The following is a 22,228-nucleotide window of genomic DNA, read 5'->3' on the forward strand; positions in this document are numbered from 1 at the left end:
TTGGTCAATCGCTCTGCATGTCGTGATGCGCCTCTCTGCATCTTCCACTCGTTTAAACCAAGGGTTATTGTATTCTGATTTTTTTATATTTTGAATTGAATCGGCGTGAAATACGCCTCAAACTTTGGCAATCCTTAAAGGTTTGCCAAAGAAAAAGCTTCCAAAATCTAACGTCTAACGTCCAACGTCTACAGTCCATTGAGGAGCGCTATCCCCACACATCCTAATCCCAAACCCAGCCATTGTTGGCCTGAGAGTTTTTCCTTAAAGAATGCATAAGCAGCCAAAGCGCTCAACAAAATCACACTTAAATTATAAGTCGTCAAGACAACGGCAACGTTATTTTGGTAGGCATCTAAGGCCTTCAACAGGAAGTAAAATGAAAAGAAATTTGGCAAGCCTAAGGGAATAGCGGCTAATACAGAATTCGTATTCCAGTTCAGGGTGCCGTTCACCGACTTCCAGATTAACACGATGGCAGAGCTCGCCATGGAACCAATCAACAACATCATAATAAACGGCAAAGTACCTCCTACCTGAGCGGTTAACGTACTATTTAAATAACTGAAAAGCGTATTCGTAAGACCGTAAGCCACAAAAACGGCCAACAATAATGAAATAACGGGTTTAACGCCAGCTGTCGAACTTACCTGCGGACTGCAGAAATAAATCGCAGCAAAGGAGAACAACAATCCAGCTAAAATGCTTATCGAAATATCTCCTCCCGTCTTCAGAATGAACAAATTAATCAACACGGGAATAACCAACGAGATATTATTCGCCAAGGAAGTTGGCGCCATCCCATTCCGCTGCGTAGAAAAACCGGAAAGCAAAAAGGTAATCACAAAACCGATTCCCATCGCCATCAATAATCCGGTATCGGAATCAGAAGGCCAGTGAAAGGGAATCGCAGAAGGCTGATGCAAATAGGCCGTTAAAAAACAAACAGGATAATTTAACAAAATCGCAATGCGTGTATCCACCTGAAAGCGGGCATGCGCTCTGAAATTCACCAGCAATAATACCGAGAATACAACGCTTAAAAGTAAATAAAGCATATTATGATTTTTTAACGAGATCCTCTAAAATACCTACCCATTCCGGCGAATTGTTCAAGCTTTCAACCAATTGCCAATGCTCTCCCCCCGCCTCTTCGAACAATTCTTTGTACTCCTCACCTACTTCAATTGTCGTTTCCAAACAATCCGCGACAAAAGCTGGCGAAAATGCTAAGATTTTTTTCTTACCCTCTCCCACTAATTTCTTGATGGTTTCATCAGTATAGGGTTGCAACCAAGGATCCCGACCTAAGCGACTTTGGAAAGCAGTTCCATAAGTTCCAGGATTTAAGCCCATTTCAGCTGCGATCCGACGCGTTGTTTCGTGGCATTGCGCCCGATAACAACCATGGTTTTTCTCTGTAATGCTGTCGCAACATGTTCCAAACACACAGGTATTTTTTGAATAATCCCCTTTCCGGATATGACGTTCTGGAACACCATGGTAAGAGAACAAATAATAATCGAAATCAACATCCTTTTGGTAATTCGCAGCTTTGGCGGCAAAATACTTGGCAAAATCTGGATGATCATAAAAATAACTAACCAAAGATAAATCTGGCATCACTTGCCAGTCCTTCATCAATTCCATCACGCGCTCATAGACGGAACCCGTCGTAGCGGATGCGTATTGTGGAAAGAAAGGAATAATAATCAGTTTCTTGAGATTCTTAGCCTGCATATCTTCCAAAGCAGATTTCATGTCAGGCGACTGATAGCGCATCGCCAATTTAACATAATAGCCATTGCCTAGCTTTTCCTGTAAATCACGTGCTACATCCTCCCCATAGTATTTGAGCGGAGAGCCGCGATCATCCCAAAGTTCTTGGTAGATCTTCGTAGATTTAGGCGCACGGAATGGGGCAATAATCCCATTCACGAGCAAAGAACGAAAAATGTAGGGGATATCAATCACCCGACCATCCATCAAAAATTCACGCAAATACTTACGAACTGCAGGGGTCTTCGGATTATCCGGCGTACCCAAATTCACTAATAAAACTCCAATCATAGCACAAATTTGGCCTAATTTATTAGAACACCCAACCTTCAGGCGTAATTTTTGTCCGTGTAGGTCCTTCGATACATGGCGCCAAATCTTGGCAGCCTGTAGAACCTGGTGGGCAAGCATAGGTCTCACCCGGCACAGGGAACACGATTGGAAACTCACCCGCAGGGATATTTGTTTTACGATCGATAATGAAAATTTTCTTGCGAACAGAGAACACATTGAATATTCCCAACACCTTTTCCGTCGGGTCACTCAATGACTTAATGTTCATACTAAAACGCGTTTCAGCGGGAACATCAAACAAAGAACCACTCGACTGCACCTGCGAAATCAAGGATTGATAAAAATTAAACGCATTTTTCGTAATCGAACGTTGCTCCAAACGGAAATAATAAGACTTCCAACCATCAAACGGAATACGTGCAACTTGTCGGCCTACCACCCGCTGACCATTTGTCAAAACATCCGAAAAGACATTCAAATCGTTGTTTGTAGTAATATCCCAGCAATTACCATTGCAACGATAATTCAAAATTTGATCATTTGGGAATTTAGGTTGTACGCAATCCAATGTCTTCACAAAATCGAATTTGCCTCCATCCGAACATGTCGCACAGAAATCCAACTTCTCGAAATGCTTCCAATTCCACATGTAATAATCACCTTCGGATGGAAGATCCTTAAAGTCCAAATAGACCGTAAATCCAGCACGGCGGGGATCGACACGTGAATATTGATCAAAGGTTTCAAAACGATTAATCACGTTTTCGATGTCAGGCACACCACGCATGGTCTCTACCGTACTTTCATATTGCTTCCCAACAAGTGTTTTAACGTAAAGTTTATAACTAGAACCTACTTTCCCTTTAAAACCCGCAATCGCAGGGAAATAAGTACCCGCTGGAATTCCCTCCTTAAAAACAGTCTTGATTCCATCTTGATCTGTCACATAAACTTCCGCTTTGACAACGGCTTGCGCTAATACGGATGTCAGTCGGTTCGCCGAATTCGTCAAACGAATCTTACACAGTTCGGGATCATCAGATATGTCAGCCTCAATCGTCATAAACGATGTGGCGTTCACTTGCACAAAATCTTTAATCGGGTTCACACAGGCCCAAGTCCCTAAAGCGACAAGGGATGCGAAAAATATATATCGTAGAAAATTCAAACGCATTTCTATAAGAATTTAAAATTATAGGTTAGAGAAATAAATGGTGAAGCGAAAACGCTCAACTCATAGGCTTTTAAGCCATTTTTGGTCGATTTAAAGAAGACTGAATACGGGTTTTGACGTCCATATAAATTATAGACCGTAAATACCCAACTTCCTTCCCAGCGTTGCTTGCGCATCGATGGATTATTAATCGTCCAAGAGAAATCTAAACGATGGTAATCCCGCACACGATCATTATTACGTTCCGCAAACACCGGAAATTTCTTTCCTCCAATCTCATAACTTCCCGAAGGCGAAGAGAACGGACGGCCCGTATTGTAAGCAAATGTAAATGAGAAACTGTGGTGCGTCGTAGGCTGAATGTTCAACATCATGTTAAACGAGTGAGGCTTGTCGTAATTTGTCGCAAACCACTCACCTCCATTAATCGCTTGAACTTCCGGAAAATCACCCACCATTTGATTGAAAGCTCTTGCATAAGTATAGGAAATCCAACCTGAATACTCCCCTTTCTTCTTTTGAACCATGAATTCCATTCCGTAAGCCTTGCTCTTACCCGTGATTAATTGGGTCTCAATGTTCGGATTCAACTGCAAATTCGCACCCGATACGAAATCCAATGTATTACGCACATCACGGTAATACGATTCTACCGAAGCCTCATAGACGTTATCATTGAAGGTTTTAAACAACCCCAAGGATACGAAATCACTAACTTGAGGCTTGATGAATGAGTCGGCGGTTTTCCAACGGGACGTTGGCAATGGAGTTGTGTTATTCGACAACAATTGGAAAAACTGTTGTTGGCGATTATACCCAAACTTCATCGTCGTATTTTCAGCCAACGAATATTTCATGGTCAAACGAGGTTCAAGGCCACCGTAAGAAGCCATGACATCTCCATCACCATAATTGACTTTATTAACAATTGAATTCAAAGAAGGCATTTGCCCTGGAACATATTGATTCACGGTTCCCGCTCCAATTCGCCAGTATTGAGAATAACGCAAACCTACTTGAACCGTTAATTTTTCATTGATTTTCCATTCGTCATCCGCATAAATCCCCGCTTCGATCGATTGCTCATCCGGTAGCATGACACGTGCCACACGCGAAACAACGCCATCGTTTAATGAACCAGGCTTGATATCGTAGCGCGTTGCCGTTACCCCAAAATTCATCTTGTGATTTTCACGCGGTTGATAATCAAAACTTGCCGCAATATTACGATACAATATCGAACTCTGTAAATCAATCGTGTTCACCGTATCAGGTGCCCATGTTTTGGTCGAATAATTCGTCAAAGAGGCACTGATCATCATATTTAACTTATCGGAGAAATAATGATTCCAGTGAATCGAGGCATTTTTATGGCCATAATCAAAGGAGGTTTGCTTCGCCACCACATTCTCAATGCTGAACAAGGAATCCACACGATAATAATCATGACTCAAATAAGTTGATAGCGAAATCGTATTCTTGTTATTCGGTCGGTAAAATACCTTCGTCGCTACATCCGAGAAATTCGCACGAATGTTTTTCAAGTAATCTGGCGCGAACCATTTGAACATGAAGTCATTGACAGATAATCGCCCTGCTACCAAGACCGATAATTTATCTTTAATCACGGGAATTTCAGCCATAACACGGTTTGAAACCAAACCTATCCCACCTTGCATCTTAAACTTCTCAGTGTTCGGTTCCGTCATTTTGATATCTAAGACCGCTGCGGTTCTACCTCCAAATCGCGCTGGAATACCTCCTTTATACAATTCCAAATCCCGAATGGCATCGGATGCAAATACCGAGAACAAACCAAACATGTGTGTTGGGTTGAAAATTGGGGTATCGTCAATGAAAATTAAGTTTTGATCCACGTTCGAACCACGAATGTTCAAGCCGTTCGCTCCTTCTCCAACCGATGAAACGCCCGGTAAGGATTGTAAACTACGGATTACATCAACCTCTCCCATCATCGTAGGAAGTTTTTTGATTCCCTTTAAACTCAATACCGTCACACCCAAAGATGGTGTCTGAATATCGCGCTTGCTCGTTGAAGCAGATACAATTACCTCTTCTAATTGTTTGGTTACGTCGTTTAGTTCAACATCCAAGGTAACATCGCCCTTCAAATAGACTTTGGTACGAAAAGGATTATACCCCACGTGGCTGTATTTAATGACCACTTCACCATAAGGTAAATAGATTCGGTAATTACCGAGGCTGTCGGTATGAACCCCTGATTTCTTAAAATCAACGGATATGTCAGCACTTCTGAGTGGTTCGCCCGTTTGGGCATCGATTACTTTTCCGGAAATGGAGGGTAATGAAGTAGATTGTGCTTTTAGGTCAAACATCACACACGTGATACCTAATAGCAACATTAGGGTAATTTTTTTGATCATAGTTAATTGGTCAAATTTTGCAAACACCAATGATACGCAAATTCTCAGACTTTCCTCACCCGAGTAGCGACCAAAGGGCGGATATTGCGACGAAAAGTAGAGCGAATGGAATGAGTACTTTCCAGCAGAGGTACATGAATTGATCTACGCGAAGGCGCGGTAGCGTCCATCTAACCCACATTTGAATTGCAATTAAGACGTATGTTTTTAGCATGATCCAGCCAAAACCCCACAAAGTTGCATAGATAGTGCCAGGTGTGCCATTCGTCCAATCAGCCAAACGGACTGATCCGATATTGGGAAAAGGAGAATACCAAGCTCCCCAAAATAAGATAACCCCAACGACACTGACGAGTAGCATCATGCCATACTCAGACAAAAACAAAAGCGCCCAGCGCATGCCGGCATATTCCGTGTGAAACCCACCCACTAATTCTGATTCTGCTTCGGGAATATCAAAGGGTGCCCGATTCGCTTCCGCGAGCGAAGCGATAAAATACAAGATGAACAAGATAAAAAACAGTGGCATTCGAACCACATTCCAGGCTAATACCCCACCAATCGATTGAATTTCAATCCCAAGCGATTTTAAACCAAACAAATACTGCACCTCCGAAGAAAAAATACCTTGTTGGGCTGCAATATCCTGCAAATTCAAACTCCCTGATATAATCACCACACAGAGAATCGTTAAACCTAAAGGAATCTCAAAAGAAACGAGTTGGGCGGCAGAACGAATCGCACCGAGTAAAGAATACTTATTGTTGGAAGTCCAACCGGCCAACAAAATACCTAGGGTATCCAATGAAACAATTCCCATCAACAACATGATGCCCATTTCGGTTTGGGAACCTTGCAACCAGGTGCCTGAACTTAGTGGAACCACAGAAAAAGCACCAAAAATCGACAAGAAAATAATCCAGGGCGCGAATAAAAACAAGCGCTTTTGAGCCAAAGCAGGAACAATGTCCTCCTTTTGGAACAACTTCAACAAATCAGCAAATACTTGTAATAAACCCCATTTACCCACTTCCATGGGACCTAAACGGTCTTGCATGAAGGCAGATAGCTTACGCTCGACATATACGCCAATGATGACATTGACTGTCAACAAAACCAAGCATATCAGGAGCGCGATGAACATTATTTAATCGCGTTTAAAGCTTGCAAGAAATCGGCTTTCAAATCCTCAATCGATTCTAATCCCACGGCCACACGTACCAAACCATCGGTAATACCCAAAGCCACTTTTTCCTCCGCGGCAATTTTCGCATGCGTGGTAGAAGCTGGATGCGTAATGATCGTTCTTGAATCCCCTAGATTTGGTGAAATAGAAGCAATCTTCAAAGCCTTGCTGAAAGCAACTACTTTTTCAAATCCACCTTTGATATCCAAGGTTAAGATACCGCCACCATATTTCATTTGGCGTTTAGCTAATTCATATTGAGGATGAGATTTCAAATAGGGATATTTCACTTGAACTAAGGCCGCATGACCATCCAAGGCTTCGGCTAATGCCAAAGCATTTTCAGAATGTTTCTGCAAACGCAAGTCCAATAATTCTAAACTTTTAGATAGTACCCAAGCATTAAATGGCGACAAAGAAGGTCCCGTATGACGCGCAAAGAAGCGAATTTCATCCATGTAGACTTTCTTCCCACATATCACGCCACCTAATACGCGACCTTGACCATCAATGTATTTCGTTGCCGAGTGAATCACTAAATCTGCACCTAAATCCAAAGGAGTCTGTAAAATCGGTGTTGCAAAGCAATTATCCACTGCCAACACGATATCACGCCCTTTCTTTAAATCTGCCAAAGCCTTCAGGTCAATTAATTCTAAACCTGGGTTAGACGGAGATTCGCAGAACAAAAATTTGGTATTCGGTTGAATAGCTGCTTCCCAAGCTTTTAAATCAGCTCCAGGAACAAACGTACATTCAATCCCCCATTTGGCCGTAATCTTCGTTAAGATTTGAATGCATGAACCAAACAAAGCATTGGAAGCCACAATGTGATCGCCTGCTTTTAACAAACCAGCCATCGACGCAAAAATTGCTGCCATCCCCGTAGAGAAGGCTAAGCCATCTTCTGCGTTTTCCAACATCACCATTTTCTCTACGAATTCATCCACATTGGGATTCATGTAGCGAGAATAGATATTTCCCGACTTCTCATCAGCGAAAATAGCGCGACCTTCTTCAGCATCTTCGAATGTAAAACTCGAGGTTAAATAAAGAGGGACAGAATGTTCGCGGTTGTGAGAACGTTCGGCTTGAATACGGATAGCTTTTGTTTGTTTTTGCATCAGGCTGTAAAATTAATCTACAAAAGTAATAGAATAGTGGGAAAACGCGTCAATTCCGCATTCAGTATTTTTTGCCCTGATGCTAGCCCACAGGCAAACAGAATTATTTAAAGATAAATGAGTAAATTTCAGCGTTAAGCTTCCTTTAGCTAACAATAAAAAAGAACTATGAAAAAACAATTACTCTATGCTTTGAGCGTCGCGCTCATGTGCATTTCAATCGAATCAAATGCCCAAAAATGGACAAATTTATTCGATGGAAAAACCTTCAAAGGTTTCAAACAATTAGGTGGAACAGCGAAATATGAAGTCAAAGATGGCGTGATGGTTGGAACAACCGTTCCGAATACCGGCAACTCATTTATGGCCACCGAACAAGAATATGGAGATTTTATTTTGGAAGTAGATGTAAAAGTCGACAACAAAATGAACTCAGGCATTCAATTCCGTAGCCTTTCGAACCCAGAATATCAAAATGGACGTGTTCATGGTTACCAAGCAGAAATCGACCCTTCTACTCGTGGATGGTCAGGCGGAATTTACGATGAATCTCGTCGGGGTTGGTTAGCTCAAAATGAACTAAAACCCGAAGCGAAAAAAGCATTTAAATTAGGCGATGTTTGGAATCATTATCGCATCGAGGCGATTGGAACTACGATTCGCACATGGATTAATGACGTTCCTGTGACTTATTTAGTTGACGATATGACTGCCAAAGGTTTCATCGCATTCCAAGTTCATGCGATTTATGCCGACATGAAACCGGGCATGCAGGTTATGTGGAAAAATATTCGCATTCAAACAGGAAAAGACATGCAACCTCGTCCTTTGGATGGTAAAACGGTCGTGGACAGCTATATGTTGAACAATTTATCTGAGCAAGAAAAAGCGGAAGGATTCAAATTATTGTTCAACGGAAAAGATTTAACGGGTTTCCGTTCAGCATTCAAGACTACGGCACCTCCATCTGTTTGGACGGTTGAAGATGGGACATTACATGTAAATTCTTCTGGTGGTAAAGAATCCGTGAATGGTGGAGACATCTTAACGAATGAACAATTTGGTGCATTTGAATTGACATTTGATTTCAAATTAACAGAAGGTGCGAATTCAGGAGTTAAGTATTTCGTGAATGAAACCTATGATTCGGGGATGTCGGCAATCGGCCTAGAATATCAGGTTTTAGATGATGCCAAACACCCAGATGCCAAATTAGGAACTGTGGGAAATCGTACCTTAGCGAGTCTTTATGACATCATTCCTTCAAACAAATTAGACCCTCGTTTCCAACGGAAAATTGGCGAATGGAATCAAGGACGTATCATTGTGTATCCAAACAACATCGTCCAACATTGGTTGAACGGTTTTAAAGTATTGGAATACGAGCGTAAAAGCAATATTTTCAAAGTACTTGTGGCACACAGCAAGCATGCAAAATGGAATGGATTTGGCATGCAAGATAAAGGCCCAATCTTATTTCAAGAGCACGGGGATTCCGTGTTTTACAAAAACATCAAAATCAGAGAAATTAACTAAACCTTACCATGGAAAGAAGATCATTTATTCAAAAAGGAGCTTTGGCGACACTGGGAACACTCGCTTTTAGTGCTAAATCATACAGTAAGATTATTGGAGCAAACGACCGTGTTCGCGTGGCATGTGTTGGATTCTCCGATCGTCACCGTGCATCACATGTGCCACCATTCAAAACTTTGGCGAAAGGCATGAACTTTGAAATGGTTGCGCTTTCGGATCTTTGGAACCGCAGACGTGATGAAGGGAAAGCCTTTTTAGAAAAAGAATTAGGTGGCACGATTCAGACATATCGTAACAATGAAGAATTGTATTCTGCCAAAGGCATAGATGCTGTTTTCATTTCCACGGCGGATTTCCAACACGCCTTGCATACCATCGAAGCGGTAAAAGCAGGTTGCGATACCTACACGGAGAAGCCATTGGCAGAAACGATGGAAGATAACCGCGCGGTATTGAAAGCGGTGAAAGAATCAGGAAAAATTGTTCAAATTGGTTCACAACGCCGTTCAGGAGAAAATTACTGGGCAGCGGAAGAGTTTATCAAATCAGGTAAATTCGGTGATATCAAAATGGTCGAGTTGATGTGGAACGTGAACCAACCGGGTCGTTGGAGACGCCCTGAATTGACAAGCATCTTGAAGGAATCCGATATCGATTGGAAGCGTTTCTTGATGAACCGTCCAGCAGATACGTTTGATCCACGTAAATATTTAGAATACCGTTTATTCTGGCCATATTCTTCGGGCATTCCAGGCCAATGGATGTCACACCAAATTGATACCGTTCACTGGTTCACTGGCTTGAAGCATCCAAACTCGGTAGTTGCCAACGGTGGAATTTACCAATGGAATGATGGTCGGAAAAATGCGGATACCATGACAGTAGTATTTGATTATGGTCAAGGAAATAAAGGATTCCAAGTACAGTTTACTTCACGTTTCTCAAACGGTGCAGGTGGAACCAAAGAGATTTACTACTCAAATGGTGGTGAATTAAATTTGGATACCAATATGATTTCACCAAACGGAGGATTACAAGAACGTGAAGCGAAAGCAATGGGTATGCAGGCGAACCTATTGCCAACCATGAAAATCGAAGGAGCTAAAGTTGCATCGGATGCCAATACAGGAAATGATCCACTAACATTCAACCATGTGAAAAACTGGATGGAATGTGTTCGTTCTCGCAAAACGCCTAACGCGCCGATTGAAGCAGGGTACCAACATTCCATTGCGACAATCATGTCGAATGCAGCATATCGCACAGGCCAACGCGTTACGTTTGATGAGAAGACGCAAGAGGTGATGGCGGGAGATAAGGTTTTTAAATACTAGTCGTTAGTCGTCAGTCACTAGTCGCAAGTCCGGAGTCCGGAGGAGTTAAGTCCGAAGTGAATTGTACCAGTGTGCGAAAGCAACTGAATACTTTTTGCTTCGGATTTTTTTAGACTTTGGACTTTAGACGTTAGACATTGGACGCTGGCTTGTAGATATACGATACCTCGCGTCTAATCGACGTTGGACTTTAGACTGTGGACATTGGAATTTGGACATTGGACTTTCAATTGTAGAGACGCGATACCTCGCGTCTAATCTACGTTGGACTTTAGACTGTGGACATTGGAATTTGGACTTTCAATTGTAGAGACGCGATACTTCGCGTCTAATCGACGTTGGACTTTAGACTGTGGACGTTGGCCTCTTAACATGAAAAATATGATACAACATTTTTATGCTAAAAGTCAGATACTAATAATCCAACTAGTCAACTTACCTCCAACGTCTAAAGTCCAAAGTCTAACGTCTATCTTTCCATTTGCCTTGCGTTATTGTTTTAACTATCTTGCAACAAATACGTATTTCCACTTATGGCTCAAATACCCACGAATTCTAAGAAAGACTTAATCACACACATCGCGATTTTAATCTCGTTGTTTCTCGTGCTATTCTTTGGCTTCTTTTTTGTGTATTTACCTTGGAGTACGCACCATGGCGAAACGATTCAAGTGCCTAATTTGAAGGGCATGACGGTCGACAAAATGGAAGAGGCCATCGATGCCAATGATTTATCTTATGAGGTAGCTGATTGCACGTATACGGCCGATAAACCTCCTTTGACGGTATTATCCCAATATCCTTTACCCAATGCTTTGGTAAAATCAGGTCGGAAAATTTACATTACGATTAATTCAGAAACACCACCTACAATTAAGTTGCCAACGTTAGTTGGCCTTTCAGTTCGCAGTGCGGAGCAACAATTATACATTGCCGGCTTGCGCAAAGGAATCGTCCATGAAGTGAATGACCCGCGTGTGAAGGAAGTTATTGAAGTTCAAGCCTTTGGCAAAAAAATAGAAGCTGGTGCAAGTATCCCAAAAGGTACGATGGTCGATTTATACATAGGAAATGGTACGGCGGATGTCGACATGGAAATACCCGATTTTGTGGGTAAGCCGATGGATGAAGTGACCCTTGTTTTGGCAGGAATGAATTTAAAAGTGGGTAAAATTACCTACGAAGCGAATGATGCATTTCCAGCAGGAACTGTCTTTAAACAGAGCTGTGCGACTTGCGAAGGAACAAGTGTTAAACCTGGCGACCTGATCGACCTTTGGGTTGTGGGCGGCGAAGATCAATAATCATGGATATTACAATTGAAGAATTAAAAGAGCGTTTGGACAAAGGGGAAAACTTGAACCTCATCGATGTCCGCGAAGAATATGAATTCGATGAATTCAACATCGGGGCAAAACTAATTCCTTTAGGTGAATTGCCGGACCGTTTGGAAGAAATCGAAGCTTGGAAAGACCAAGAAGTTTTAGTGCATTGCCGTTCTGGCGCACGATCGGGTCGTGCCAAAGAATATTTAGCAAGCGAAGGTTTCACGAATGTTCGCAACGTATTAGGTGGCATGCTCGCTTGGCAAGCCGCTGGATATTAAGATGCAATCCATTTCCGCGAACGATTTCAAGGAATATTTATCCGCTCTTTCCCTGTTGGACATTCGAACGCCCAGGGAACGAGCGGATTTTGATTTAGGGGGTATCCACATCCCTTTGGATGATTTATTAACGCGTATCCAAGAATTAAATCCCACGATTTTATACACCGTCATCTGCTACAACGGAACCCAAAGCCAAATCGCCTGTCGGCTGTTAACGGCCAAAGGCTATCTTGCCCAAAATGTCACGGGAGGTCTAGAAGCTTATTTAAGCTTGCCTTGAATGTAACTGAATGCTTTGTCGGGATGCACAAACTCGAAATCATCCTGATGGCGGAACCAGGTTAATTGTTTTTTGGCATAATGCCTGGAATTTCGCTTTAACAAACGAATCATTTCGGCTTCGTCGTACTCGCCTCGGAAAAAACCATATACTTCTTTGTAGCCTAAGGTTTTTAAGGCGTATCGGTCTTGAAAAGCCTCAAAATCTTTGGCTTCTTGAACTAATCCGTCGGCCAACATCGTATCCATGCGCAAGTCGATTCGCGCATACAATTCCTCACGTGGTCGGTCTAGGCAAATCTTAATCATCTCAAAAGGACGATCGGCTTTTAGCTGATTGCGGAATGACGTGTAGGATTTGCCAGTAGATAAACATACCTCCAAAGCCCGCACAACCCGTTGGGGATTCTGCGAATCCACTTTCAAGGCATATTCTGGATCTAATACTTGTAATTGCTTGAAAAGTTTTTCCAAACCATCCGTTTCCAAAGCACGCATCAGGTTTTCCCGTAGATTCAAATCCACATCGGGCATATCATCCAAACCATCCATGAGGGCCTTTAGGTATAAACCTGAACCTCCAGTCAAGATGACAATATCATGTGTTTGGAATAAATCCGTCAGGACTTTCAGGGCCTCACGCTCGAAATCACCCGGGGAAAAATAATCGTGAATGGAATGAGAATCAATGAAATGATGCTTGACACCACCCTGTTCATCTAGACTGGGTTTTGCGGTACCAATGCTCAATTCTTGGTAAAATTGCCGAGAATCGGCGGAGATGATTTCGGTATGAAAACTTTTGGCCATTTCGACACATAAAGCTGTTTTGCCAACAGCCGTAGGACCCGCAATGACCAAAAGTGTTTTTTTCATCTTAATAAGTATTCTTTTTGCCGTACCATTTACGGCCAGCTTTTGCTTTATCGAATGAACGTGGATTTTCAGCAGGTTTCGCGGCAGCTCCAGGCCCAGCAGGTTTTCCTCCACGATTTGGAGGTCCTTGTTTGGCTTTTTTCTCGATCGTTAAAACCTTCATCGGGTAACGATGCGCTTCCACAATAGGAACTTTCTTGCCAATAACCTTTTCAATATCCTTCAAATAGGCTTTTTCCTCTATATCACAAAAGGAAATCGCAGTTCCGTTGGCACCCGCACGCCCTGTCCGACCAATCCGGTGAACATAGGTTTCGGGGATATTCGGAAGTTCAAAATTAATCACATATTCCAAATCGTCCACATCAATACCACGCGCAGCAATGTCAGTAGCAACTAACACACGCGTTGTTTGCGCAGTAAAGTTTTTCAATGCCGTTTGACGAGCATTTTGGGATTTATTTCCGTGAATCGCTTCCGCTTTGATACCAGCTTTCAAGAGTACCTTGACAACTTTATCGGCACCATGTTTTGTCCGTGTGAAAACCAGGGCAGTTTTGATTTTGGTATCTTCTAGGATATCGAGCAATAAGGTATTCTTGTTGTTTTTGTCAACAAAATAAACGGATTGGTTGATGATTTCAACCGTTGAAGAAACAGGCGTAACAGATACCTCAGCTGGATTTCGCAAAATAGACGCGGCCAATTGAACGATTTCTGGTGGCATGGTTGCCGAGAAAAAGAGCGATTGTCTTTGACGAGGCAATGCTGCTAATAGTTTTCTTACATCATGAATAAAGCCCATATCGAGCATACGATCGGCTTCATCGAGAACGAAATATTCAACATTGGCAATCGACAAATGTTTTTGATTCATCAAATCCAATAAACGACCTGGTGTAGCAATAACCACATCGACTCCGGCACGCAGGGCGGAAACTTGTGGACTCTGCCCTACTCCACCGAAAATCACAGTGTAGTTTAAAGACGTGTGACGCGCATAAGCTTTAAAGCTTTCGCCGATTTGAATCGCTAATTCCCGAGTGGGCGTAACGATCAAAGCACGAACTTTTTTGGGCTTTTGAAAAGTTTGCTTGGCATCCATTAATTGGATGATGGGCAAGGTAAAAGCAGCTGTTTTTCCAGTACCTGTTTGGGCACAACCTAATAGGTCGGTGCCTTTTAATACAATTGGAATCGCTTGTGCTTGAATGGGTGTTGGGTTCGTATAACCCTCCTCGTTGAGTGCCTTTAAGATCGGCTCAATGAGGTGTAACTCTTGAAATGTCATATAATAATGAGAATGTGTGCTTATGAGTAATAACTGGAAATAACAAGCATTCTCATAATGATGCCGCAAGTTACGGCTTTATTTCCGCATTTCGCGCTTTCGGCCTTCAGCCGCGCGCGTGGGGTAACGCTGCCGGGGTCGTGACCCCGGCAGCGTGGTTGTTAACTTGCGAACGTTTTTTTTCGGACATAAATTGTCCAATAACTTGATAATCTACAATCGAACTGCCGCTTGAATTCCAACGGGTTTTTGGGTACCAATTAATAGCTTTTCACCCGATTTGAAGATTAATTGAAGACCTTGATTCCCTGAAACATTATACACTTTCCCTTGGCCATTGAAACCATACTTGATGCCCCAGCCCCCGTATTCACGCAATGGGCTGTATGTACGAACCTGCGCGGATTCAATCGAATCCCATGGGTAAAATTGCTCTTTCAAGTGAAAAGGAATGAAACGAACATAAATCCCCTCGTCGGTCAAGCGCGTAATCAAGCGCATCTGCCAAAACAAAATAGGTAATCCAAATGCGATAAAACCTGTGACAAGATAGGCCGCACTTGTTTTGGGCGGCTCCTGAACAAACGCATAGATCATTGAGCCCCATGTACCTATCAAGATCAACCACAACCACCATTGCGTAAAGCGCTGCGTTTCTTTAAATTCTGTCATAGTTTAAATTCGAATAAACAAAAGTAAAAAATTTCTACGTTTATTACCATTTTTGGTAATTTCCTATAGCTTTGCTAAAATAATATAGATTACTATGGCGTCCAACACACCTTGTCCTCAATGTTCCTCATATGAGGTGGCAAAAAATGGCATTATCAACGAGAAGCAGCGATTTAAATGTAAATCATGTGGCTATAACTTTACGGTTTCCAAAATTGGGAAAAGCATCGATAGTTATTATGTGATCAAAGCACTTCAGCTGTATATTGAAGGAGTTAGTTACCGCGAAATTGAGCGACTATTAGGGATTAGCCATGTTTCAGTAATGAACTGGGTAAAAAAATACCGAATCAAAATTCCAAAACAAGAGTTCTATACTCCTACTTACCGCATCCTTAACCACAAAGAACTATCCGAATTTGTCATTGTACCTGGGAACCTCAGTAACAAAGGTATGATAATCACGGAATTAGGGGATAAATTCATGGTAATTCAATGGACACGCATAAAAAGTATTTAAATCTATATCAATTTAGCAATACTATAGTAAAAGAATTGTTTTCGTAAGAATTAAGAAATATTTGCTCAACCAAAAAATGCAAATAAAACCCTATAAACTTATATTCAAATGAAAACCTCTTCTGTAATTCTGTTTGCCTTATTGCTGGGAAGTTTTGGATTAAATGCCCAAGGTTCCCAAGATTATGGCACCGGTTTAAAAATCAACTTCAATGACAAAGGTTCCAAGTATATGCGCTTTGTACTTTGGAATCAAATTTGGGCTCGCTCTATTGACAACAATCCAGGAACCCTTGTGAATGGTACTCCATCGGAAAGCACGATGGATATTAGCGCGCGCCGCATTCGTATTTTGGCATACTCTCAAATCTCACCGCGCTACATGGTTGTTTTACACTTTGGCGTCAACAATCAATCGTTCGTACAAGGTGGCGGATCTGCTACCTCGGGAACAGGCGGCTATGGCGCAGGGAAAAAACCACAAATGTTTTTCCATGATGCCTACAGTGAATATGCTATTAAATTAGCAACCAAAGAAAGCCCAAGTACGCTTTCCATCGGTGCAGGATTACATTATTTCAATGGAATCTCACGAATGACCTCAGCAAGCACGTTAAATTTTTTGGCGGTGGATGCTCCTATCTTCAACTGGCCTTTAATTGAGAATAGTGATCAGTTTGCCCGACTATTTGGCATTTATGCCAAAGGTAAACTAGGCAAATTGGACTACCGATTTAACATCAACAAACCATTTGCGACGAATTTAGCTCCCACAAATACTTCAAACGCTTCCGAAGCAGTTGCCGTAGATAATAATGGGGAAAGCCGGCTTTCCAAAGGTGGATATGTTAGTTACCAATTCTTAGACCAAGAATCAAACCTACTTCCCTATACAGTAGGAACCTATGTAGGAACTAAACGTGTATTCAATTTAGGTGCCGGTTTTTATAACCAACCAGAAGGCACGATTAGTCAAACGAATGGTATTAAATCCAAACATGCAATCAATTCATTTGCCCTTGATGCATTCGTGGATATGCCCATCGGTGACAAAAAGAAAAACATGGCCATTACTGCTTATTCAGCATTATATTTAAATGATTTTGGCCCAAACTATTTAAGAAATTCCGGAATCATGAACCCTGGAACTATTGATCCAGCATATACGGGCACAAAAGCGTTAGCTGGTGCGGGAAATGCAAGACCTTTAGTAGGAACAGGTTCTATTTGGTATACTCAAGCAGGATTATTGTTGCCTAAAAACTCAGATAGTCCTAAATTACGTGTACAACCCTTTGTAGCCTACACCTTAAAACAATTGGATGCATTGCCGGCCGCTGGTAGTTATTTTGATATTGGATCAAACTTCTACATCGACGGACACAATTCCAAAATTACCCTCCAGTATTCATCACGCCCTATTTATTCAAGCAAGGATAATATCAGTGATTATAAAGGAGAATTTGTTATTCAATTTGCCAACTACCTATAAACTTATTTTAAACCATTTAATTCAAAAAACTATGTCACAAAAAAAACAAAGCCTGGCGTACATCATTAGCGCCTCGTCTGTCGGCACACTCATTGAGTGGTATGACTTTTACATTTTCGGTTCCTTAGCAACTGTGTTATCGACCAAATTTTTCCCAACGGATAACCCGACCGCAGCCTTCTTAAATACCTTAGCGACATTCGCAGCAGGTTTTGTCGTACGGCCATTTGGTGCCTTAGTATTTGGGCGTTTGGGAGATTTGATCGGCCGTAAGTACACATTTATGGTTACGTTGATGTTAATGGGTGGCGCAACTTTTGCCATCGGTTTAGTACCTTCTTATGCAACGATTGGCGGCTGGGCACCCTTCATCGTATTGACTTTACGTTTATTGCAAGGTTTAGCCTTAGGTGGTGAGTATGGGGGTGCAGCTACCTACGTGGCCGAACATTCACCAGCTGAGCGTCGTGGATTCTTCACTTCATGGATCCAGACGACAGCTACGGTGGGGTTAGTTATTTCCTTGGGCGTCATTATGTTGACTCGTTCATCCATGAGCAAAGAAGCATTTGATGATTACGGCTGGCGCGTACCCTTCTTACTTTCCATCATCATGGTCGGCATTTCATTCTTAATTCGTCGCAATATGGAAGAATCTCCTATGTTTGAAAAGGCAAAAAAAGAAGGTGCGACCTCTACGAATCCATTGAAGGAGTCTTTTGGTAACAAATTAAACTTGAAATTCGTTTTGCTTGCCCTTTTCGGCGCAACCATGGGTCAAGGTTTGGTTTGGTATACCGGTCAATTTTATGCGCAAACTTTCTTATTGAAAATTTGTAATCTAGATGACATTCAAACGAATACCATCTTAGTGATTGGTTTATTGTTAGGAACGCCCCTATTCATATTCTTTGGTGCCTTATCCGACAAAATTGGCCGCAAAGGGATCATGCTCGCTGGTATGGCTATCGCTGTATTCGCCTATCGTCCCATCTTCGACAAAATGTACGAAACTGTTAATGTGAAGAACAAAGAAGTTGTTGCAGGTTCTGAAAAAATTGAGGAAACAAGGGCTTTAAATGCCAAATCTACCGTGGATTCACTCATTACAACAACGACAACGCGAAGCTATACGGATGGAGCTACATATAAAAAAGTAAGTAAATTAGTCGTATTAGCAGATAAAACAGCTGAAGCACCAAAAGCAGATGTGAAGGAAACAATTACCATCAATGACTCAGACAAATGGACATTAATTGGGATGGTATTTTTATTAATCTCCTTTGTAACCATGGCATATGGACCAATAGCTGCATTTTTGGTTGAATTATTCCCGACCAAAATTCGATATACATCCATGTCATTGCCCTATCATATTGGAAATGGTATATTCGGAGGATTGATGCCTGCAATTGCAACTTTTTTAGTTACGACGGCAAAAGACACAAACAAAGCTGCTGAAGAAGCTGGCCAAGTGGCAAGTTTCGCAAAACCCTATTTGGAAGGCTTGAATTACCCAATCGCTTTGGTAAGCGTATGTGTAGTTATTGGTTTCATTTACATCAAAGGCGACAAAAAACACGCCTAGCATCCTATAAAGAAAATTTAATATGAACGCGATAAAGAAAATTTTAGGCCTTGTTTGGATTGCACTAGGTGTAGCAGCAGGCATTTATTTAGTGTATTTCCAAGCACTTCCCTTGTGGGAAAAAGGAGGAAACGATTTAGTACCTGCGATTATATATACGTGTGTATTAGCTCCGTTAATTTCCATTGGAATGTCAGTTTTCGGATATTATTCTTTGACTGGCGAGTTTGATAACGTATAATCAACAAACAAACCGACAAGCGCCCTATCTAGCTCAATAAGCTAGGTAGGCGTTTGTTATATATTAGGATGCGAAATAACCAATTAATTTTAGTGTCGATTGTGTTTTTGGGTTTATTAAACTTCCCCATTCTCCATTTTTTTGATTCGCCAAAAAGCGTTTTCGGCATCCCTCTAATATACTTATACATCCTGGTAATTTGGATCGGTGCGATCGTATGCACAGGAATCATCTTAAACCGTAGATCTAAATAATAACATGGGCGTTTGGGAAATAGCCTTCTTGTCAATTGCTTATTTGGGCATACTTTTCCTTTTGGCTTTTTGGGCTGAAAAGAAAAAAGCGCAAAACAAAAGCTTGATAAACAACCCCCTCATTTATGCATTATCCTTGGCCATCTATTGTTCAGCATGGACATTTTATGGTTCCGTAGGACAAATAACGAGCAATGGACTCAGTTTTCTAAGTGTCTATTTGGGGCCTACCTTAGTGATGATTCTCGCATGGGGATTCGTTCGAAAAATGGTTCGAATTGCGAAAATTCATAATATTACAAACATTGCCGATTTCATTTCATCGCGGTATGGTAAAGACAGCAGAATCGGTTTAGGGGTGACATTGATTTCCTTATTCGCTGGGATCCCCTACATCGGTCTGCAATTAAAAGCCATCGCACAAAGTTTTGATTTAATTACCCAATCTACACCTAGCACTACATTTTATTTAGACCCTTCCTTCCTACTATTCATTTCGCTAACCCTATTTATTCTCGTATTAGGGCCACGTAAATTTGATTCTTCAGAAAAACATGAAGGAATGATTTTCACCATTGCGATGGAGTCAATCATCAAGCTTATAGCCTTTTTAGCCATTGGCATTTACATTTCCTATCAAATTTACCAAGGCTTGGATGCCACTACCCAACTTAATAACATTTCATTACCTAACATTTCAACAAATGGAGGATATGGAAACTGGTTTATCCAATTTATACTTTGTGGAATTGCCTTTTTATTTCTTCCCCGCGTATTTCATGTGGCAGTAGTCGAAATAGGTGAAGAAGAAAACCTCAAACAAGCCTCATGGATATTTCCACTTTACATGATGCTGATAAATCTCTTTGTTATTCCTTTGGGAATTGCTGGATATGCCTTATTGCATACAAGTGGGTTAAACTCGGACTTATATGTCCTAGGACTACCCATCTATTTTCAATCAAAGCTTTTAGCTTTCATCGTTTATTTCGGTGGATTTTCAGCCGCTTCGGGCATGGTCATCATGGAAACCATGGCGATCAGCTCTATGATTAGCAACAACCTTATCATGCCTTTATTATTAAAACAAAAAGGTTTTTTTAGTGATAATCAAAACAAACTAGGCTCAATTAATCAAAATATACGCCGGATTATGATTGTAGCGATTATGCTGTTAGGTTATGCCCATTACCGCGAAACAGAAAGCCTTGTTAATCTTGTATCGGTTGGGATGACTTCTTTTGTGATTGTGGCGCAATTTGCCCCAGCCACAATTCTCGGGATATATTGGAAGAAAGCTAGTCGGCAAGGGGCATTAGCTGGAATTTTAATTGGATTTACGATCAGTGCGGCTTTATTATTTCTACCTTCGTTCGGAATTTCTACGGATGCGTTTCGCATTGAAGGTTTGAATCCTGTTTCTAATGCCGCCTATTGGTCGATTACGTTCAATGTCTTAGCCCTTTATGCCGTTTCAATAATAAGTAAACAAAACGGAAAAGATGCCAACCAATCTTACCTATTCGTTGACGTATTTGAGTATTCCAAAAACATCGAAAACTCAACCATATGGCGTGGGAAAGCTCGATTAAAAGATTTAAAACAAGCACTTACCGGCTTCATTGGCAAAATCAATACGGAGCAAAGACTCAAACAAATTGCAAAAGCTAATAATCTGTCATTGAGCGAAACCTTTGCTGACCCTATCTTGGTTACGCAGACTGAGAAAATACTAGCTGGCTTTGTGGGTTCAACTTCTGCCCGACTAATTATTTCTGCCATATCCAAAGAAGAGCAAATCGGGATGCCAGAAGTAATCCACTTATTGCAAAAATCCAAAGACTTACAAGCTAGCAATGCTGAATTAGTCAAAATTGATGCACAAAAGAATGAATTCTTAACGACAGTTACCCATGAAATTCGATCTCCAATCACCTCGATTCGATCCCTTTCAGAAATCATGGTAGATCACGAGGACATTAGTCAAGAGGAGCGTAAAGCCTTTTTGGAAACAATCATTCAAGAATCAGACCGCTTAAGTCGGCTCGTCAACCAAGTCCTTGATTTGGAAAAATTAGCTGCTGGAAAAGTTAATTTTGATATGCGTTCTATTGATTTAATTGCAGTTATCGAAAAAGCGATGCTGAATTTTACAGCAATAGCCCAACACAATCAAGTTATAATCAATGTAGATGTTAGTCAAAAACGGACCCAACGACAAATCGATGGTGATTTTGAAAAATTGGTTCAAGTAATTATTAACCTACTTTCTAACGCAATAAAAAATGTGGAACCTGGCAAGGGGATAATTCAAGTTCGTTTGTATGAAAATGCCACACACATTTGCCTAGATGTAGAAGACAATGGGATCGGCATCGACCCGAAATATCATGATCAAATTTTTGAAAAATTTAAGCAAGTAGATAACCCTACTCGTAAAATAGACAGTTCAGGGCTGGGTTTATCCATTTCTAAAAAAATTATTGAAATGCACCAAGGAACGATTCATTTAGAGAGTTCTTTAGGACATGGAGCCAAATTTATCCTTAAATTACCCGTACAAAAAACAGCCTAA

Annotated in this window: 19 protein-coding genes; 10 read left to right on the forward strand and 9 right to left on the reverse strand. The window is 41.3% G+C overall.

All coding sequences use genetic code 11. The annotated features are described in order from the left end of the window. Positions 1-188: 188 nt before the first annotated feature. The 6 genes from V7S75_RS03650 to V7S75_RS03675 are packed head-to-tail and all read right to left on the reverse strand — an operon-like array spanning position 189 to position 7,962. Positions 189-1,058, reverse strand: a complete 870-nt coding sequence (locus V7S75_RS03650) for an EamA family transporter (RefSeq protein ID WP_459511445.1) — start codon at positions 1,056-1,058, stop codon at positions 189-191. Position 1,059: 1 nt separating this feature from the next. Then, positions 1,060-2,070 carry a ferrochelatase gene (hemH, locus tag V7S75_RS03655; RefSeq protein ID WP_459511447.1) on the reverse strand — a complete coding sequence of 337 codons (1,011 nt, stop codon included), beginning with the start codon at positions 2,068-2,070 and terminating at the stop codon, positions 1,060-1,062. A 22-nt stretch (positions 2,071-2,092) separates the two neighbouring features. Further along, positions 2,093-3,247, reverse strand: coding sequence for a DUF4249 domain-containing protein (locus V7S75_RS03660; protein WP_459511449.1), 1,155 nt, complete (start codon positions 3,245-3,247; stop codon positions 2,093-2,095). A 2-nt stretch (positions 3,248-3,249) separates the two neighbouring features. Further along, on the reverse strand, positions 3,250-5,652 hold the full coding sequence (locus tag V7S75_RS03665) for a TonB-dependent receptor (RefSeq protein WP_459511451.1): 2,403 nt from the start codon (positions 5,650-5,652) through the stop codon (positions 3,250-3,252). Between the two features lie 55 nt (positions 5,653-5,707). After that, complete coding sequence (locus tag V7S75_RS03670) at positions 5,708-6,796, reverse strand: complex I subunit 1/NuoH family protein (RefSeq protein ID WP_459511453.1); 1,089 nt, start codon at positions 6,794-6,796, stop codon at positions 5,708-5,710. After that, complete coding sequence (locus V7S75_RS03675) at positions 6,796-7,962, reverse strand: trans-sulfuration enzyme family protein (protein ID WP_459511455.1); 1,167 nt, start codon at positions 7,960-7,962, stop codon at positions 6,796-6,798. The genes V7S75_RS03670 and V7S75_RS03675 overlap by 1 nt, the downstream gene beginning before the upstream one ends. Before the next feature lie 168 nt (positions 7,963-8,130). Here V7S75_RS03675 and V7S75_RS03680 point away from each other — a divergent pair, with 168 nt between their 5' ends. The 5 genes from V7S75_RS03680 (at position 8,131) to V7S75_RS03700 (ending at position 12,721) form a co-directional block, all read left to right on the forward strand. Further along, entirely contained in the window at positions 8,131-9,498 is a 1,368-nt protein-coding gene (locus V7S75_RS03680; RefSeq protein ID WP_459511457.1) for a 3-keto-disaccharide hydrolase, read from the forward strand. Between the two features lie 8 nt (positions 9,499-9,506). Continuing rightward, positions 9,507-10,832, forward strand: coding sequence for a Gfo/Idh/MocA family protein (locus V7S75_RS03685; RefSeq protein WP_459511460.1), 1,326 nt, complete (start codon positions 9,507-9,509; stop codon positions 10,830-10,832). Positions 10,833-11,365: 533 nt separating this feature from the next. Continuing rightward, positions 11,366-12,136: a PASTA domain-containing protein gene (locus V7S75_RS03690; protein WP_459511463.1), complete on the forward strand. Its 771-nt coding sequence runs from the start codon at positions 11,366-11,368 to the stop codon at positions 12,134-12,136. A gap of 2 nt (positions 12,137-12,138) precedes the next feature. Continuing rightward, entirely contained in the window at positions 12,139-12,438 is a 300-nt protein-coding gene (locus V7S75_RS03695) for a rhodanese-like domain-containing protein (RefSeq protein WP_459511465.1), read from the forward strand. Position 12,439: 1 nt separating this feature from the next. Beyond that, on the forward strand, positions 12,440-12,721 hold the full coding sequence (locus tag V7S75_RS03700; protein WP_459511467.1) for a rhodanese-like domain-containing protein: 282 nt from the start codon (positions 12,440-12,442) through the stop codon (positions 12,719-12,721). On the opposite strand, the gene miaA is transcribed toward V7S75_RS03700, so the two are convergent. From miaA to V7S75_RS03715, 3 genes are all read right to left on the reverse strand, one after another. Continuing rightward, on the reverse strand, positions 12,703-13,596 hold the full coding sequence (gene miaA / locus V7S75_RS03705) for a tRNA (adenosine(37)-N6)-dimethylallyltransferase MiaA (protein ID WP_459511469.1): 894 nt from the start codon (positions 13,594-13,596) through the stop codon (positions 12,703-12,705). The genes V7S75_RS03700 and miaA overlap by 19 nt on opposite strands. Before the next feature lies 1 nt (position 13,597). Further along, on the reverse strand, positions 13,598-14,887 hold the full coding sequence (locus tag V7S75_RS03710) for a DEAD/DEAH box helicase (RefSeq protein WP_459511471.1): 1,290 nt from the start codon (positions 14,885-14,887) through the stop codon (positions 13,598-13,600). A 213-nt stretch (positions 14,888-15,100) separates the two neighbouring features. Next, on the reverse strand, positions 15,101-15,559 hold the full coding sequence (locus tag V7S75_RS03715; protein WP_459511473.1) for a hypothetical protein: 459 nt from the start codon (positions 15,557-15,559) through the stop codon (positions 15,101-15,103). Between the two features lie 94 nt (positions 15,560-15,653). Between V7S75_RS03715 and V7S75_RS03720 the strand changes: the two genes are divergently transcribed. From V7S75_RS03720 to V7S75_RS03740, 5 genes are all read left to right on the forward strand, one after another. Further along, a complete protein-coding gene (locus tag V7S75_RS03720; protein WP_459511475.1) occupies positions 15,654-16,079 on the forward strand; it encodes a transposase in 426 nt (141 codons plus the stop codon). A gap of 108 nt (positions 16,080-16,187) precedes the next feature. Beyond that, the gene (locus tag V7S75_RS03725; RefSeq protein WP_459511477.1) at positions 16,188-17,570 is read left to right on the forward strand and encodes a porin; all 1,383 of its coding nucleotides are present in this window, start codon (positions 16,188-16,190) and stop codon (positions 17,568-17,570) included. Between the two features lie 31 nt (positions 17,571-17,601). After that, positions 17,602-19,158, forward strand: coding sequence for an MFS transporter (locus tag V7S75_RS03730; protein ID WP_459511479.1), 1,557 nt, complete (start codon positions 17,602-17,604; stop codon positions 19,156-19,158). Between the two features lie 22 nt (positions 19,159-19,180). Beyond that, on the forward strand, positions 19,181-19,399 hold the full coding sequence (locus tag V7S75_RS03735; RefSeq protein WP_316070235.1) for a DUF6814 family protein: 219 nt from the start codon (positions 19,181-19,183) through the stop codon (positions 19,397-19,399). A gap of 258 nt (positions 19,400-19,657) precedes the next feature. Next, a complete protein-coding gene (locus tag V7S75_RS03740; protein WP_459511481.1) occupies positions 19,658-22,228 on the forward strand; it encodes an ATP-binding protein in 2,571 nt (856 codons plus the stop codon).

Source organism: Aquirufa sp. TARAVU-A1A (genome assembly GCF_054558675.1).

What these genes read in the sequence shown, in the direction of transcription:
- V7S75_RS03660 (WP_459511449.1), bottom strand. Translation starts at nt 3,247, where the DNA reads ATGCGTTTGAATTTTCTACGATATATATTTTTCGCATCCCTTGTCGCT.
- V7S75_RS03735 (WP_316070235.1), top strand. Translation starts at nt 19,181, where the DNA reads ATGAACGCGATAAAGAAAATTTTAGGCCTTGTTTGGATTGCACTAGGT.
- V7S75_RS03665 (WP_459511451.1), bottom strand. Translation starts at nt 5,652, where the DNA reads ATGATCAAAAAAATTACCCTAATGTTGCTATTAGGTATCACGTGTGTG.
- V7S75_RS03720 (WP_459511475.1), top strand. Translation starts at nt 15,654, where the DNA reads ATGGCGTCCAACACACCTTGTCCTCAATGTTCCTCATATGAGGTGGCA.
- V7S75_RS03730 (WP_459511479.1), top strand. Translation starts at nt 17,602, where the DNA reads ATGTCACAAAAAAAACAAAGCCTGGCGTACATCATTAGCGCCTCGTCT.
- V7S75_RS03695 (WP_459511465.1), top strand. Translation starts at nt 12,139, where the DNA reads ATGGATATTACAATTGAAGAATTAAAAGAGCGTTTGGACAAAGGGGAA.
- miaA (WP_459511469.1), bottom strand. Translation starts at nt 13,596, where the DNA reads ATGAAAAAAACACTTTTGGTCATTGCGGGTCCTACGGCTGTTGGCAAA.
- V7S75_RS03680 (WP_459511457.1), top strand. Translation starts at nt 8,131, where the DNA reads ATGAAAAAACAATTACTCTATGCTTTGAGCGTCGCGCTCATGTGCATT.
- V7S75_RS03710 (WP_459511471.1), bottom strand. Translation starts at nt 14,887, where the DNA reads ATGACATTTCAAGAGTTACACCTCATTGAGCCGATCTTAAAGGCACTC.
- V7S75_RS03725 (WP_459511477.1), top strand. Translation starts at nt 16,188, where the DNA reads ATGAAAACCTCTTCTGTAATTCTGTTTGCCTTATTGCTGGGAAGTTTT.
- V7S75_RS03650 (WP_459511445.1), bottom strand. Translation starts at nt 1,058, where the DNA reads ATGCTTTATTTACTTTTAAGCGTTGTATTCTCGGTATTATTGCTGGTG.
- V7S75_RS03740 (WP_459511481.1), top strand. Translation starts at nt 19,658, where the DNA reads ATGGGCGTTTGGGAAATAGCCTTCTTGTCAATTGCTTATTTGGGCATA.
- V7S75_RS03700 (WP_459511467.1), top strand. Translation starts at nt 12,440, where the DNA reads ATGCAATCCATTTCCGCGAACGATTTCAAGGAATATTTATCCGCTCTT.
- V7S75_RS03715 (WP_459511473.1), bottom strand. Translation starts at nt 15,559, where the DNA reads ATGACAGAATTTAAAGAAACGCAGCGCTTTACGCAATGGTGGTTGTGG.
- V7S75_RS03670 (WP_459511453.1), bottom strand. Translation starts at nt 6,796, where the DNA reads ATGTTCATCGCGCTCCTGATATGCTTGGTTTTGTTGACAGTCAATGTC.
- V7S75_RS03690 (WP_459511463.1), top strand. Translation starts at nt 11,366, where the DNA reads ATGGCTCAAATACCCACGAATTCTAAGAAAGACTTAATCACACACATC.
- hemH (WP_459511447.1), bottom strand. Translation starts at nt 2,070, where the DNA reads ATGATTGGAGTTTTATTAGTGAATTTGGGTACGCCGGATAATCCGAAG.
- V7S75_RS03685 (WP_459511460.1), top strand. Translation starts at nt 9,507, where the DNA reads ATGGAAAGAAGATCATTTATTCAAAAAGGAGCTTTGGCGACACTGGGA.
- V7S75_RS03675 (WP_459511455.1), bottom strand. Translation starts at nt 7,962, where the DNA reads ATGCAAAAACAAACAAAAGCTATCCGTATTCAAGCCGAACGTTCTCAC.